General features: G+C 52.7%; 12 protein-coding genes. 3 read left to right on the forward strand and 9 right to left on the reverse strand.

The window, feature by feature from the left end; all coding sequences use genetic code 11:
- Nucleotides 1–3: 3 nt before the first annotated feature.
- The gene (locus tag AACS80_RS01160) at nucleotides 4–327 is read left to right on the forward strand and encodes a heavy metal-binding domain-containing protein (protein ID WP_001160732.1); all 324 of its coding nucleotides are present in this window, start codon (nucleotides 4–6) and stop codon (nucleotides 325–327) included.
- Nucleotides 324–1,154: an N-acetylmuramoyl-L-alanine amidase gene (locus tag AACS80_RS01165; protein WP_135409773.1), complete on the forward strand. Its 831-nt coding sequence runs from the start codon at nucleotides 324–326 to the stop codon at nucleotides 1,152–1,154. Before AACS80_RS01160 ends, AACS80_RS01165 begins: the two co-directional genes overlap by 4 nt.
- On the opposite strand, the gene AACS80_RS01170 is transcribed toward AACS80_RS01165, so the two are convergent.
- The 8 genes from AACS80_RS01170 to aqpZ form a co-directional block, all read right to left on the reverse strand.
- Complete coding sequence (locus AACS80_RS01170; protein WP_130205719.1) at nucleotides 1,151–2,164, reverse strand: NAD-dependent epimerase/dehydratase family protein; 1,014 nt, start codon at nucleotides 2,162–2,164, stop codon at nucleotides 1,151–1,153. The two genes, AACS80_RS01165 and AACS80_RS01170, sit on opposite strands and share 4 nt — an antisense overlap.
- 99 nt (nucleotides 2,165–2,263) lie before the next feature.
- The gene (locus tag AACS80_RS01175) at nucleotides 2,264–3,694 is read right to left on the reverse strand and encodes an SDR family oxidoreductase (RefSeq protein ID WP_135409774.1); all 1,431 of its coding nucleotides are present in this window, start codon (nucleotides 3,692–3,694) and stop codon (nucleotides 2,264–2,266) included.
- Between the two features lie 10 nt (nucleotides 3,695–3,704).
- Complete coding sequence (ltaE, locus tag AACS80_RS01180; RefSeq protein WP_135409775.1) at nucleotides 3,705–4,706, reverse strand: low-specificity L-threonine aldolase; 1,002 nt, start codon at nucleotides 4,704–4,706, stop codon at nucleotides 3,705–3,707.
- Between the two features lie 36 nt (nucleotides 4,707–4,742).
- Nucleotides 4,743–6,461: a ubiquinone-dependent pyruvate dehydrogenase gene (poxB, locus tag AACS80_RS01185; protein WP_135409776.1), complete on the reverse strand. Its 1,719-nt coding sequence runs from the start codon at nucleotides 6,459–6,461 to the stop codon at nucleotides 4,743–4,745.
- Between the two features lie 132 nt (nucleotides 6,462–6,593).
- Nucleotides 6,594–7,562, reverse strand: coding sequence for an NADH oxidoreductase (gene hcr / locus AACS80_RS01190; protein ID WP_135409777.1), 969 nt, complete (start codon nucleotides 7,560–7,562; stop codon nucleotides 6,594–6,596).
- 11 nt (nucleotides 7,563–7,573) lie between these two features.
- A complete protein-coding gene (hcp, locus tag AACS80_RS01195) occupies nucleotides 7,574–9,226 on the reverse strand; it encodes a hydroxylamine reductase (protein WP_130205243.1) in 1,653 nt (550 codons plus the stop codon).
- Nucleotides 9,227–9,369: 143 nt separating this feature from the next.
- Nucleotides 9,370–10,269, reverse strand: a complete 900-nt coding sequence (gene lysO / locus AACS80_RS01200) for an L-lysine exporter LysO (protein WP_130205245.1) — start codon at nucleotides 10,267–10,269, stop codon at nucleotides 9,370–9,372.
- Between the two features lie 456 nt (nucleotides 10,270–10,725).
- Complete coding sequence (gene aqpZ, locus AACS80_RS01205; RefSeq protein WP_130205247.1) at nucleotides 10,726–11,421, reverse strand: aquaporin Z; 696 nt, start codon at nucleotides 11,419–11,421, stop codon at nucleotides 10,726–10,728.
- Between the two features lie 425 nt (nucleotides 11,422–11,846).
- Here aqpZ and AACS80_RS01210 point away from each other — a divergent pair, with 425 nt between their 5' ends.
- Nucleotides 11,847–13,505 (forward strand): ATP-dependent endonuclease, encoded by a 1,659-nt coding sequence (locus AACS80_RS01210; RefSeq protein ID WP_130205249.1) that lies wholly within the window; start codon nucleotides 11,847–11,849, stop codon nucleotides 13,503–13,505.
- Here the strand turns inward: AACS80_RS01210 and AACS80_RS01215 are convergent.
- On the reverse strand, nucleotides 13,502–14,458 hold the full coding sequence (locus tag AACS80_RS01215) for a VirK/YbjX family protein (RefSeq protein WP_130261265.1): 957 nt from the start codon (nucleotides 14,456–14,458) through the stop codon (nucleotides 13,502–13,504). The two genes, AACS80_RS01210 and AACS80_RS01215, sit on opposite strands and share 4 nt — an antisense overlap.
- Nucleotides 14,459–14,491 lie beyond the last annotated feature (33 nt).

The raw sequence follows: 14,491 nt of genomic DNA on the forward strand, positions 1-14,491 counted from the left end.
ATCATGCAATTTTCCACAACCCCAACACTTGAAGGTCAGACCATCGTTGAATATTGCGGTGTGGTGACCGGCGAAGCGATTTTAGGCGCTAACATTTTTCGCGATTTCTTTGCGGGGATCCGCGATATCGTTGGCGGACGTTCCGGTGCGTATGAAAAAGAACTGCGTAAAGCGCGGGAGATAGCCTTTGAGGAACTTGGTGAGCAGGCGCGAGCGCTGGGGGCTGACGCCGTGGTCGGCATTGATATCGACTACGAAACGGTCGGGCAAAACGGCAGTATGCTGATGGTTAGCGTCAGCGGAACGGCGGTGAAAACGCGTCGATGAGCAGAGTCTTCTGGCTGGTTGCCGCCGCTTTGTTTCTGGCTGGGTGTGCAGGCGAAAAAGGCATTGTCGAGAAAGAGGGATACCAGCTTGATACCCGACACCAGGCGCAGGCGGCGTATCCGCGCATTAAAGTGCTGGTGATCCACTACACCGCAGAGGACTTTGATACGTCACTGGCGACACTGACCGATAAGCACGTAAGTTCGCATTACCTGGTTCCTGCCGAGCCACCACTTTACAACGGCAAGCCGCGTATCTGGCAACTGGTACCGGAACAGGAACTGGCCTGGCATGCGGGGATTAGCGCCTGGCGCGGGGCAACGCGCCTTAACGACACCTCTATAGGTATTGAGCTGGAAAATCGCGGCTGGAAAACATCAGCGGGGGTGAAATATTTTGCGCCATTTGAACCGACACAAATTCAGGCGCTCATTCCACTGGCGAAGGATATTATCGCCCGCTATCACATCAAACCGGAAAACGTAGTAGCTCATGCAGATATTGCGCCGCAGCGCAAAGATGATCCCGGTCCATTATTTCCCTGGCAGCAACTGGCACAAGAGGGGATTGGTGCCTGGCCTGATGCGCAGCGGGTGAACTTTTATCTTGCCGGGCGCGCGCCGCACACACCGGTAGATACCGCCTCATTGCTGGAACTGTTGGCCCGTTACGGCTATGACGTGAAACCAGAAATGACTCCTGGCGAACAGCAACGAGTGATTATGGCGTTCCAGATGCACTTCCGCCCGACGTTATATAACGGCGAAGCGGATGCAGAAACTCTGGCAATTGCACAAGCGTTGCTGGAGAAATACGGTCAGGATTAGCGCGGCAGTTTTCCGTGGTCGCGCAACCAGGCGGCAGTTTTCTCGATCCCTTCATCCAGCGTGATGACAGGCTGATAACCTAACTCTTCCTGTGCACGCGTAATATCCAGCGTAAAGTCAAAATTCAACTTGGAGACGCCGTAGTGAGTTAGCGGCGGCTCTTTCGCTGACTTGCGGCCTAAACGCTCCATGCTGCGGGCGATCATATCCAGCATCGGGTAGGGAATTGAACGAATACGGCAATCAATATTCAGTTCGTCGATGAGCTTCTGCACGATGCTGCGCAGTGTACGATGCTCACCATTGGTAATGTTGTATGCCCTGCCGGAAGGCAGTTTGTCGCAGTTTTCCTGGCTCGCCAGCCACATGGCATGCACGGCATTTTCGTAGTAGGTCATATCGACCAGCGCACTGCCGCCATGCGGTAACAGAATGCTGCCGTAGTGGTGCATCATATGCGCCAGGCGGGGGATGAACACTTTATCGTGCGGTCCGAACAGACTTTGTGGGCGCAGAATAGTAAAGCGCGTTTGTGGATTCGCCTGCGAAAGCATATTAATCACTTCTTCGCTGGCAGCTTTGCTGCGGGCAAACTCGTTAGCGAAGCGGTGAGGGCGAAAATCTTCTTTGATATCCCGGTGGTGATGATAGTCGAAGTACAGTGAAGGCGAAGAAATATGAATAAAGTTACGCACTCCCCAGGCAACAGCCCATTCGCCCAGGCGACGCGTAGCGCGAACGTTGGCCAGATCGAAAGCCTGCTGCGTTCCCCACGGCGAAGTAAAGCTGGAGCAGTGCCACAGCGTATCAATGCCTGCGAGCATCACTTTAGCCTGCGATGAGACAAGTTCGGTCAGATCCGCCCGGACAAACTCTGCGCCCAGTTTTTCCAGCAATTTGCCCATCGCTTCGTTGCGACCGGTCGCTCTCACGCTGATGCCTTTCTGGCATAAAAATTCAACCGCGTTTCGACCTAAGCCGCTGGTAGCGCCGGTAACCAGTACCTTCATATCATTCCACTGTTGTTGATAAGACGACGTGCGCATTCTTTCGTGATTTCCCCCTTGATGCAATGGGAAACATGAAAGAATCACGCAGGTTTTTTTCGATTAATCTGTGATTTGTTCTGCAAGTCTGGCGATTCGTTTTGCCATACCGCGAAAAATAAACAGATGCGCAGGGATCATGAAAAGCCAGTAAAACAGGCCTGGCATGCCGTGCGGATGCCAGAAAGCGCGAACGTCTATGGTGCGGTAGTTGCCTTTATCTTCCAGCGTAAAACAAAGCCGCCCCAGTCCCGGTGCTTTCATACCAAATAACAACGTAAGTTGTTTTTCCGCTTCAACGACAATCACTTTCCAGCTATCTACCGCATCTCCCGTCTGCAAATATTCCCGCTCAGGGCGACCTTTCGCCAGTTTATGACCGATCGCGCGGTCCATTAGCGCCCGGGTCTGCCACAAAATATTGCCAAAGAAATAACGTTCTTTACCGCCGATTTGATTGACTACCCGCCATAGCGCGTGAAGGCTGGCGGACGTTTTAACCGTAAAACCGGCTTGTTTGGCGAAGTAACCGTATTCTGGTCGCCAGCGAGCAAAAGCCTGCGCGTCATATCCCCAGTCGCTGGAGTTGACCAGTTTTTCTTCCTCTTTCAATGTGCGACGTACCGCATCATCGAAAGCGATCAGCGGTTGTGGAATGAGTACACGTAACGCGGTGTCATCTGCCAGCAGATCGTGTTTCAGCCCCTGAATCAACGCTTTGGCGGTGGTGGGCGGTACGGAAGTAATCACATTGAGAAACCACACCGAAATCCAGCGGGTGGGAAAGGGGATGGGGATCAACCAGCGGCGCTTACCACTCACGGTCATAAAATGTTCAAATTGTTGTTGATAACTGAGCACCTCTGGCCCAGCGGCTTCGAAGACCCGATGTTCGCAGGCCGGATGATCTAACAGTGCCACCAGATAGTGCAGCAGGTTTTCCAGCGCGATGGGCGTGGTGCGTGAACGTACCCAGCGTGGCGGCGTTAATACCGGCAGGTTGTAGACCATATCGCGCATCACTTCAAACGCCGCTGAACCTGCGCCAACGATAATTCCGGCGCGCAATTCAGTAATCGGCACACCGGCTTCACGCAAAATATCCGCCGTGGCCTGACGGGCGCGCAGATGATCCGACTGCTCATGTGGCGGAGCCTGCAACGAGCTGAGAAAGATTAATTGCTTAACTGGCACTTCGCGCAGCGCATCACGGACGTTGAGAGCCACCTGACGCTCCTGAGCGATAAAATCGCCGCCTTCGCCCATGCTGTGCACCAGAAAATAGACGGTATCGATATCCTGCAACAGGGCCGGAAGGTTATCCGGCCAGCTGAGATCGACTTTATGGCAACTGACGTTTGCCAGTTGCAGCTTTGCAAGCCTGTCGACATGACGTGCCGCCGCCAGGATCTGATGCCCTTGCTGGCTGAGTGTACGCACCAGATGCTGACCAATGTAGCCACTGGCACCGAGAACTAAAATGCGTTGCGGCACGTCTCTCTCCTTAACGCGCCAGGAATGCGCGCCAATGGGCGGCGACTTCAGCCAGTTGCTCGCGTGAGACGTCGAGATGGGTCACCAGGCGGACGATCGGCGAGGCGTTAATCAGTACGTTTCTCGCTTTCATGTATTCGCCTAACGCGGCAGCATTTTCTTCCCCGACACGAACAAACAGCATATTGGTGTCCTGACGCATCACATCTGCGCCTGCTTCACGCAACTGCTCCGCCATCCAGGCGGCGTTATCGTGGTCTTCCTGCAGCCTCGCGACGTTATTTTTCAGCGCATACATCCCGGCGGCTGCCAGGATCCCGGACTGGCGCATCCCGCCGCCGGTCATTTTCCGCCAGCGGATGGCACGTTTAATGTAGTCACGGTTACCGACCAGTAACGAACCGACTGGCGTACCAAGACCTTTCGACAGACAAATGGTGAACGAATCACAATATTGCGTGATCTCTTTTAGTTCGCAGCCATAAGCCACGATGGCGTTAAAGATGCGCGCACCGTCAACATGCAGCGCCAGATTGCGCTCACGGGTAAATTCCCATGCTTCTTTCAGGTATTCACGCGGCAGCACTTTGCCGTTGTGGGTGTTTTCGAGACTGAGCAATTTGGTGCGGGCGAAGTGAATATCGTCGGGTTTGATTTTCATCGCCACTTTATCCAGCGGTAACGTGCCGTTGGCGTCAGCATCGATGGGTTGCGGTTGAATACTGCCCAGCACTGCTGCGCCACCGGCTTCAAACAGATAGTTATGCGCCGCCTGACCGACAATATACTCTTCGCCGCGTTCGCAGTGACTGAGCAGAGCGACCAGGTTGGCCTGAGTGCCGGTAGGCAGAAAAATGGCGGCTTCTTTACCGGAAAGCTCTGCCGCATACTCCTGCAGAGCATTAACGGTAGGGTCGTCTCCGTAAACGTCGTCCCCAACCGGGGCGGCCATCATCGCGTCGAGCATGGCGCGGCTCGGTCGGGTAACGGTATCACTGCGTAAATCAATCATGGCATGTCCTTATTATGACGGGAAATGCCACCCTTTTTACCTTAGCCAGTTCGTTTTCGCCAGTTCGATTACTTCATCGCCGCGTCCACTGATGATTGCGCGCAGCATATACAGACTAAAACCTTTTGCCTGTTCGAGTTTGATCTGCGGTGGAATGGCTAATTCTTCTTTGGCAACCACCACATCCACCAGCACCGGACCGTCGATGGAGAAAGCGCGTTGCAGGGCTTCATCGACTTCAGAGGCTTTTTCCACGCGAATACCCGTAATGCCGCACGCTTCGGCAATGCGGGCAAAGTTGGTGTCGTGTAGTTCGGTGCCGTCAGTCAAATAACCACCAGCTTTCATCTCCATCGCCACAAAGCCCAGTACGCTGTTGTTAAAGACGATAATTTTCACTGGCAGCTTCATCTGCACTACCGAGAGGAAATCGCCCATCAACATGCTAAAACCGCCATCGCCGCACATGGCGACCACCTGGCGTTCTGGCTCGCTTGCCTGCGCGCCCAGCGCCTGCGGCATGGCGTTAGCCATCGAACCGTGGTTAAACGAACCTAACAAGCGACGCTTGCCGTTCATTTTCAGATAACGTGCCGCCCATACCGTAGGTGTGCCAACGTCACAGGTAAAGATGGCGTCATCGGCGGCAAAATGACTAATTTGCTGCGCCAGATATTGCGGGTGAATGGCTTTCTCGCTCGGTTTAGCTAAATCGTCCAGCCCTTTACGGGCATCGCGGTAATCTTCCAGCGCTTTATCCAGAAACTTGCGATCGGTTTTTTCTTCCACCAGTGGCAGCAATGCGCGCAGGGTTGATTTGATATCGCCGACCAGCGCCATATCTACCTTGCTATGCGCGCCGATGCTGGCTGGGTTGATATCAATCTGAATAATTTTGGCATCGGTCGGGTAGAAGGCGCGGTAGGGAAATTGTGTGCCGAGCAGCACTAAGGTGTCGGCATTCATCATAGTGTGAAAACCTGACGAGAAGCCGATTAATCCCGTCATTCCGACATCATACGGATTATCGTATTCGACATGTTCTTTACCGCGCAGGGCATGAATAATAGGCGCTTTAATTTTCCCGGCAAACTCAACTAACTCTTTATGCGCCCCCACGCAGCCGCTGCCACACATCAGGGCGATATTGCTGGAATAACGCAGCAGTTGCGCCAGTTTGCGTAACTCTTCTTCTTCCGGTGTTATGACTGGCTGTGGCGCATGATACCAGTGCGTGGTCGCCCCTTCTGGTGCAGGTTTTAGCGCCACGTCGCCCGGTAACACGACAACGGAAACGCCACGGTTAAGCACCGCTTTGCGCATGGCAATCGCCAGCACTTGTGGGATCTGCTCCGGGCTGGAAACCAGCTCGCAATAGTGACTACATTCGCGGAATAACTCTTGCGGGTGGGTTTCCTGGAAATAGCCGCTGCCAATTTCGCTGGAAGGGATATGGGCGGCAATCGCCAGTACCGGAACGTGATTACGGTGGCAATCGAACAGGCCGTTGATTAAGTGCAGGTTACCGGGGCCGCACGATCCGGCACAGACCGCCAGTTCTCCTGAAAGTTGTGCTTCAGCGCCAGCGGCAAAGGCCGCCACTTCTTCATGGCGGGTAGGCATCCAGTTGATGGTGCCCATGCGATTAAGACTGTCACTAAGACCGTTCAGAGAGTCGCCCGTGACTCCCCAGATGCGTTTTACGCCTGCTGATTCGAGTGTTTTGGCGATATAAGCTGCAACCGTTTGTTTCATGGTTTTCCGTCTCCTGAATGTGATAACGGTAACAAGTTTAGTTCATCTGACGGAGGGGGAAGGGATGGGAGAAAAAGGAGGCACTAACGGTTAAACAGCCCGATGACAGGAATATCATCGGGCATAAGGCGATTACGCGAGCACCATATCTCCCTGCGGATGGCAGGAGCAGGCCAGTACGTAACCTTCAGCGATTTCGGCGTCGGTCAGCGTCATTGTGCTGCTCACCGTATATTCACCGGAAACCACTTTCGTCTTACAGCAGCCGCAAACACCCGCACGACAGGCGGCGACAACCGGAACTTTATTGCTTTCCAGTGCTTCCAGCAGCGTGGTGCCAACCGGAGCGTAAAATTCTTGCGCCGGTTGCAGTTTGGTGAATTTCAGACCGCTGGTCGCCGCTTCCGCCACTGGCGTAAAGAATTTCTCTTTAAAGAAACGCGTCACGCCGAGCGCCTTCACTTCCTGTTCCACCCAATCCATATACGGTGCCGGACCACAAGTCATCACGGTACGTGAGGCTAAATCAGGAACGCTTGCCTGCAGTTCACGAGTCAGGCGTCCGGCAACGAACCCCTCGGTAACGTCATTTTCCGCCACCAGTGTTACCGGATAATGACGCCACTCATCGGCGAAAATTACATCCTGCGGTGTGCGCACGTTGTAGATCACCTGTACATCGGCCTGCGGACGGTTTTTCGCCAGCCAGCGACGCATCGACATAATTGGCGTAACGCCGCAGCCTGCCGCCAGTAACAGGAATTTATCTTCTGCTTTATCGTCGCAGGTAAATTCCCCCATCGCGTCCGAAAGCCAGAGATAATCACCGCGTTTTACATCGCGGGTCAGCCACTGGGAGCCGACACCGTCATCAATCCGCCGCACGGTCAGGGTGATGTATTCACTCACGCCAGGCGTGGAGGAAATGGTGTAAGCACGCAGCGTTTCCGCTGAGTTTCGCACGCTGACCAGCGCATATTGCCCGGCGCGATATGGGTAGTAATCGTGGCAAATCAGGGAAATCGTCCACACATCCGGCGTTTCTTGCGTAATGTGATGAACCTGCATCCGCCACGGGCATTGATTCGTTGGCATCGTCATCGACAAACTCCTTACGCGCTCAACAGTTGCTTCATGTCTTCTTCAACAGTGGTGATAGAACGCAGGCCGAATTTCTCGTTCAGCACCGCCAGCAGATCTGGTGTCAGGAAACCAGGTGCCGTCGGGCCGGTGACGATATTTTTCACGCCCAGAGAAAGCAGTGTCAGCAGAATGACAATCGCTTTCTGTTCAAACCAGGAGAGCACCAGCGACAGCGGCAGATCGTTCACCCCACAGCCCAGTTTTTCTGCCAGAGTGACAGCCAGAATAATCGCTGAGTAAGCATCGTTACACTGACCAGCATCCACCAGACGCGGCAGACCTTCGATATCGCCAAACTCGAGTTTGTTAAAGCGATATTTACCACAGGCGAGGGTCAGGATCAGGCAGTCATCCGGCACGCTGGTGGCGAAATCGGTGAAGTAGTGACGCTCGCCGCGTGCGCCGTCACAGCCACCAAGCAGGAAGATATGACGCAGTTTTTCACGGCTCACCAGATCAATCAGCGTATCTGCTGCGCCAAGCAGCGTCTGGCGACCAAAGCCCACGGTGATCAGGTGCGGAATTTCGCTGTACGGGAAGCCCGCCATTTGTTGCGCCTGGGCAATGACCGCAGAGAAATCTTCGCCATCCAGATGACGCACGCCCGGCCAGCCAACGATGCTGCGGGTCCAGATACGATCGTCATAAGCCCCTACGGTTGGATCGATGATGCAGTTCGAAGTCATCACGATAGGGCCAGGGAAGCGAGCGAACTCCACTTGCTGATTCTGCCAGCCGCTGCCGTAGTTACCGACCAGATGCTTGAATTTACGCAGCTCTGGGTAGCCGTGAGCAGGCAGCATTTCGCCGTGGGTGTAGACATTAACGCCCGTACCTTCGGTCTGTTCCAGCAGGTTGTAGAGATCTTTGAGATCGTGACCGGAAATCAGGATACATTTGCCCGCCGTCGCTTTGACGTTGACCTGGGTTGGCGTCGGGTGACCGTATTTACCGGTTTCGCCTGCATCCAGAATGCTCATCACTTTGAAGTTCATCTGGCCGATTTCCATTGAACACTCAAGAAGCGCGTTCATATCGGCGGGCCAGGTCCCCAGCCACGCCATGATTTTATGGTACTGGGCGTAAATATCGTTGTCGTATTGACCGAGAACGTGGGCGTGTTCCATATAGGCCGCTGCACCTTTCAGGCCATACAGGCACAGCAGACGCAGGCCGAGAATGTTTTCGCCAATCGCGGCTTTATCTTTATTTGGCGTAAATTCAGCTGCCTGACGTTGCAGTTCGCCGAGATCATCGCTCACCAGTTGCAGGTCAGCCATCGGGTTATCGACGCAGGCGTTGGCATCTACAGCCAGGCATTGTGCTTTCAGCGCCTCGCGCAGGGCAATCGCTTCACGAGCGTAGCCGACAATACGCGGAGAATCGAAGTTAACGTTGGTCAGGGTTGAGAAAAATGCGCGCGGCGCGAAGCTGTCTACATCGTGGTTGATAATGCCGTATTCACGCGCTTTTAAAGCCCAGGCAGAAAGCCCCTGCAGCGCCGCGATGAGTAAATCCTGAAGGTCAGAGGTTTCCGCCGTTTTACCACACATCCCCTGCGCGTATGAGCAGCCGTTTCCTGCCGGAGTACGGATAGTTTGTTCACATTGCACACAAAACATGATCACACCTTTTAAAGTTATATTTAATATACATGTTTAAGGTTAAGTCGCTTAACGCGGGGATAAAAGGGATTTTTCATGCAACTTTAAGGGAGATTGATTTAGCGCAATTTTGGCGGCAGGGATCTACCGCCAGAGAGGTATTATGCGGAGAAAAAGGCGATGAGGATCGGCACTAACAGGCTGAGAATAAAACCGTGAACAATCGCTGCCGGGACCATATCCAGCCCACCTGTACGCTGAAGAACGGGCAGGGTGAAATCCATTGATGTGGCACCGCATAAGCCCAGTGCAGTAGAGCGGCTACGGCGAATCAGGCCAGGGATCAACATAATGGCGATCAACTCACGCGCTAAATCATTGAAGAACGCCGCGCTCCCGATTACCGGACCAAAAGATTCGGTCAACAAAATACCGGAAAGAGAATACCAGCCGAAACCGGAGGCCATTGCCAGCGCGGTATTGATGGGGAGATCAAGAATAAAGGCGTTAATTAAACCGCCAATTAATGAACTGGCAACCACCACCACGGCGACAATCATTCCCCGGCGATTAAGGACAATCTGCTTTAAGGTCATGCCATTGTTACGCAGCTGAATACCGACGAGGAAAAGTAACAGAATTAACGTGTATTCGCTGGCTTCGGTAGCGTGCTGTAAAAAACCTAATCCGCTAAGGCCAATAGCAAAACCAATCACCACGACGCCACACAGTTTCAGCGATTCCAGTGCCATCGCAATACGCGACGGCAATTTCTCTTGCTGGTGGCTATTGCGCCACGGCAAACCGCGTTCCAGCCACAGCAAGGCGACAATATTGCACAGTAAAATAATGGTAATACTGACAGCGGAATAATGCAGAATCGCCAACAGGTTACTGGCGAGATTATCGAGAAACGCCAGACTGATACCCATAAAAAAGAGAATGAGATAAACCATCCAGCTTAATAGCTGATTAATGCGTTTTAACGCAGCTTTTTGGCGAAGCGGAATGAGGTAACCCACAATCAGGGGAACCAGAATGATTAACAGCCCAGAAAACATGAAAACCCAGTCCTTGCAAAGAAGAAGTCGAAATGCGCGATGACACACTACTGAAAGCGGAAGGACGAGTAAAGTTGCAATTAAAAGGAAATGTTATGCATCAGAGGGGGATTTTTAATTCTCTATGAGTGTTTAGCATTGTTGCGCTCCTTTCATGTGCAATGCCATATAAAGCCACTGGCGCAGGGAGCACGCAGGGGGCGGCCAATCGCCGCCGCCCCTGCACCCCCGGGCTCTGGCGAACAAAATCGCCGCTGCGCGGTACCTTCAGCTTATCCCCTTCGGCTACCGGGTCGGGCGCGAGGTAACGTCCCTGTAAGACGCGCCCTCAGCCCACATCCATGTGGGCTGCCCCGGCCTTCGGGGAACGCTTCAGCGATTTTGACGCCACCAACACCCGTGCGGTTTGTAACGTCGATGATAAAACAATCAGGGCAGATAAAATGCCAATGCTAATTAATCGCGTTTTTCCAGCAGGGTCCGGTAAATCAGACCACCAATAATACCGCCGACAATTGGCACTACCCAGAAGAACCACAGCTGTTCTAACGCCCAGCCGCCCTGGAAGATGGCAACTGCGGTGCTGCGCGCCGGGTTAACGGAAGTGTTAGTCACCGGAATACTGATTAAGTGAATCAAGGTTAACGCCAGACCAATCGCGATCGGCGCAAAGCCTGCCGGCGCGTATTTGTCGGTTGCACCGTGGATCACCAGCAAGAAACCGGCACTCAATACCAGTTCAACCACCAGTGCAGAAAGCATGGAATAGCCGCCTGGTGAATGCTCACCATAACCGTTAGAAGCAAAGCCGCTGGCCGCTGCGTCAAACCCAGCTTTACCGCTGGCGATTAAATACAGCAGTGCCGCCGCAACAATACCGCCGATAACCTGGGCTACCACGTAACCAACGACTTCTTTTGCCGGGAAACGGCCACCAGCCCATAAACCAATAGTGACCGCCGGGTTAAAATGACCACCAGAAATATGACCGACAGCGAAGGCCATGGTCAGCACGGTCAGACCAAACGCCAGTGCAACACCGGCAAAGCCAATACCTAATTCCGGGAATGCTGCTGCAAGCACTGCGCTACCGCAGCCACCAAATACAAGCCAGAAAGTGCCAAAACATTCTGCTGCTAATTTTCTGAACATATCCACCTCAATTAAAAATTGACCCTGTGAAAAATATGGTCGTTTTATCGGGTCGTCGTAAAAAAGTGACGACAGAAATAATGCGTGGGTATTTTAAAAACGAAGACGAGCTATTCGCCAGATAAATAAATCCAGTAATTTTGATTTAGGGCAATAGTCAGTTCCCTCATATAGTCATTTGCCTGATTGACAGTGTAGTGCAAACCACGAAATTAAACCTTTGGGGGTAATAAAAATAATCCACAAGGTTAATTATTTGATTTCATTGTTTTTTCGGGAGAAATCAGCGAGAAGGCATCTGACACAATTATTCGCTCATTTTTCAGACATTTGCCATGCTTAATTGTGATGTCATCACGTATTGCTACTGCCTTTCTCGTTATACTGCTGGGGTAAAGGATAAGTTACATATTTCTGGAGGGGATATGATTCTTGAGCGCGTTGAAATTGTGGGCTTTCGCGGCATTAATCGATTGTCATTGATGCTGGAACAAAACAACGTCCTGATTGGGGAGAACGCGTGGGGTAAATCCAGTTTACTGGACGCCTTAACCCTGCTGTTATCGCCAGAGTCAGATCTCTACCATTTTGAGCGCGACGATTTTTGGTTTCCGCCGGGGGATATCAACGGGCGAGAACATCATTTGCATATCATTCTGACCTTTCGTGAGTTGCAGCCAGGACGGCATCGGGTGCGCCGTTATCGTCCGCTGGAAGCGTGCTGGACGCCATGCACCGATGGTTATCACCGCATTTTTTATCGCCTGGAAGGGGAAAGTGCGGAAGACGGTAGCGTGATGACGTTACGCAGCTTTCTTGATAAAGACGGTCATCCGATTGATGTCGAAGATATTAACGATCAGGCGCGTCATGTGGTGCGTTTAATGCCGGTTCTGCGTTTGCGCGACGCCCGTTTTATGCGCCGCATTCGCAATGGAACTGTACCAAATGTACCCAATGTGGAAGTCACCGCGCGCCAGTTGGATTTTCTCGCCCGCGAGTTATCCTCACACCCGCAAAATCTCTCCGATGGGCAGATTCGCCAGGGGCTTTCGGCAATGGTGCAACTGCTTGAGCATTATTTCTCGGAGCAAGGGGCCGGGCAGGCGAGATATCGCTTAATGCGTCGGCGAGCCAGCAATGAGCAACGGAGCTGGCGTTACCTCGATATCATCAACCGGATGATTGACAGACCAGGGGGGCGTTCGTATCGGGTCATTTTACTCGGTCTGTTTGCCACTTTATTGCAGGCAAAAGGGTCATTGCGACTGGATAAAGACGCGCGTCCGTTATTGCTAATTGAAGATCCAGAAACCCGCCTGCATCCGATTATGCTTTCCGTTGCCTGGCATCTGTTGAATCTTTTGCCTTTACAACGTATTGCTACCACCAACTCTGGCGAGCTGCTTTCGTTAACTCCAGTGGAACATGTTTGCCGCCTGGTGCGTGAATCTTCTCGTGTTGCCGCCTGGCGTCTGGGGCCAAGTGGCTTGAGCACCGAAGACAGCCGCCGCATCTCTTTTCACATTCGTTTTAATCGTCCGTCATCGCTGTTTGCTCGCTGCTGGTTGCTGGTGGAAGGGGAAACAGAAACCTGGGTTATCAACGAACTGGCGCGCCAGTGTGGACACCATTTCGATGCCGAAGGGATTAAGGTCATTGAGTTTGCTCAGTCCGGGCTAAAACCACTGGTGAAATTTGCCCGGCGGATGGGGATTGAGTGGCATGTGCTGGTCGATGGCGATGAAGCCGGGAAGAAATATGCCGCAACGGTGCGCAGCCTGCTGAATAACGATCGCGAAGCTGAACGTGAACATTTGACAACGTTACCGGCGCTGGATATGGAACATTTTATGTATCGCCAGGGGTTTTCCGACGTGTTCCATCGCGTGGCGCAGATCCCGGAAAACGTGCCGATGAATTTGCGCAAAATTATTTCAAAAGCGATCCATCGCTCTTCCAAGCCCGACCTTGCCATTGAAGTGGCAATGGAGGCCGGACGTCGTGGTGTGGACTCCGTACCGACGCTGCTGAAAAAAATGTTCTCACGCGTGCTGTGGCTGGCGCGCGGTCGGGCTGATTAACCGCAAAACATCCTTGCCATCTGCGGCTGAATAGCGTCAAGCATCTCGTAGCGTCGACGGTATTCAGCCCGTTTTTTACTGGCGATATCCACAATCTCTTTTCGTGCTATCTGACCTGGAAGGCGGTAATGGCGTTCAGCGTCGCATTCGCCACCGACCGATTCCCAGAACGCGTTATAGTCAGCATGGATTTTTCCTTCCTTATCGCGATAACGCAGGCTGCGGTAAATATGTGTTTCATTGCTGACAGCAATAATTTGTTCGACCTGTAAGCGTTGGGCGAAGAGGCAGACCGCTTCCATCACGAGTCGTTTGGGAAATAGCCCGTGGCAGGCTTTCGTCGCATTCTGGATCTGTTGGTGTGGAATTTCCCATTTCGCACCTTGCAGCCCGCCTATAAATAACGTCCTTTTCCCCTGATACTCACACAGTGTAAATGTGATCTCCGCCAGAGGAATACCTTCGCTGTTGCGGAACAGAATTGTGCTGTCACCTTCCTTATCCATTGAGATCATCATGGTCAGTTCAAGCGTGAACTGCTCGCCGTTTTTTCCTTCCAGCTTCGCAAGTTGCAGTCCCGGGGTGTTCAAATATAAGCTGAACTCTTCCGCCGACATGCACGCGCGCAGCAACGCATAATGGTAACGTAACGCCTCCAGCAATTGCTTACGGGTCATATTCACGGCAAGGTAAGGGCGATGCAGGCGAACCGGCAGGCGCGGCTGACGCGTTAACAGCGTTCTGAGATTAGGCCAGTGGGAGAGTTCGTTCATCCACTCAACGCTTAAACGCGGCATAATCAAAGAGCGCAGCAAAAATTTCTGGCGAAACCGACGGCGATGCCAGAATTTACCCGGCCGCCACTGACCCCCTGCCAGATTAAGGAAAAGAGACATGCTGCTAAGAGATTCAGATGGTGTAAATGCTCGTTCAGTGATCTGAGACATATTCATAAAATCAATGATTATACGTAACACCGATTTCAC

The organism is Escherichia sp. E4385 (assembly GCF_963883145.1).
GTDB lineage: Bacteria > Pseudomonadota > Gammaproteobacteria > Enterobacterales > Enterobacteriaceae > Escherichia.

Excerpts from the sequence above, each read along its gene's own strand:
- AACS80_RS01160 (WP_001160732.1), top strand. The coding sequence starts at position 4 with ATGCAATTTTCCACAACCCCAACACTTGAAGGTCAGACCATCGTTGAA.
- AACS80_RS01165 (WP_135409773.1), top strand. The coding sequence starts at position 324 with ATGAGCAGAGTCTTCTGGCTGGTTGCCGCCGCTTTGTTTCTGGCTGGG.
- AACS80_RS01170 (WP_130205719.1), bottom strand. The coding sequence starts at position 2,164 with ATGAAGGTACTGGTTACCGGCGCTACCAGCGGCTTAGGTCGAAACGCG.
- ltaE (WP_135409775.1), bottom strand. The coding sequence starts at position 4,706 with ATGATTGATTTACGCAGTGATACCGTTACCCGACCGAGCCGCGCCATG.
- poxB (WP_135409776.1), bottom strand. The coding sequence starts at position 6,461 with ATGAAACAAACGGTTGCAGCTTATATCGCCAAAACACTCGAATCAGCA.
- hcr (WP_135409777.1), bottom strand. The coding sequence starts at position 7,562 with ATGACGATGCCAACGAATCAATGCCCGTGGCGGATGCAGGTTCATCAC.
- hcp (WP_130205243.1), bottom strand. The coding sequence starts at position 9,226 with ATGTTTTGTGTGCAATGTGAACAAACTATCCGTACTCCGGCAGGAAAC.
- lysO (WP_130205245.1), bottom strand. The coding sequence starts at position 10,269 with ATGTTTTCTGGGCTGTTAATCATTCTGGTTCCCCTGATTGTGGGTTAC.
- aqpZ (WP_130205247.1), bottom strand. The coding sequence starts at position 11,421 with ATGTTCAGAAAATTAGCAGCAGAATGTTTTGGCACTTTCTGGCTTGTA.
- AACS80_RS01210 (WP_130205249.1), top strand. The coding sequence starts at position 11,847 with ATGATTCTTGAGCGCGTTGAAATTGTGGGCTTTCGCGGCATTAATCGA.
- AACS80_RS01215 (WP_130261265.1), bottom strand. The coding sequence starts at position 14,458 with ATGAATATGTCTCAGATCACTGAACGAGCATTTACACCATCTGAATCT.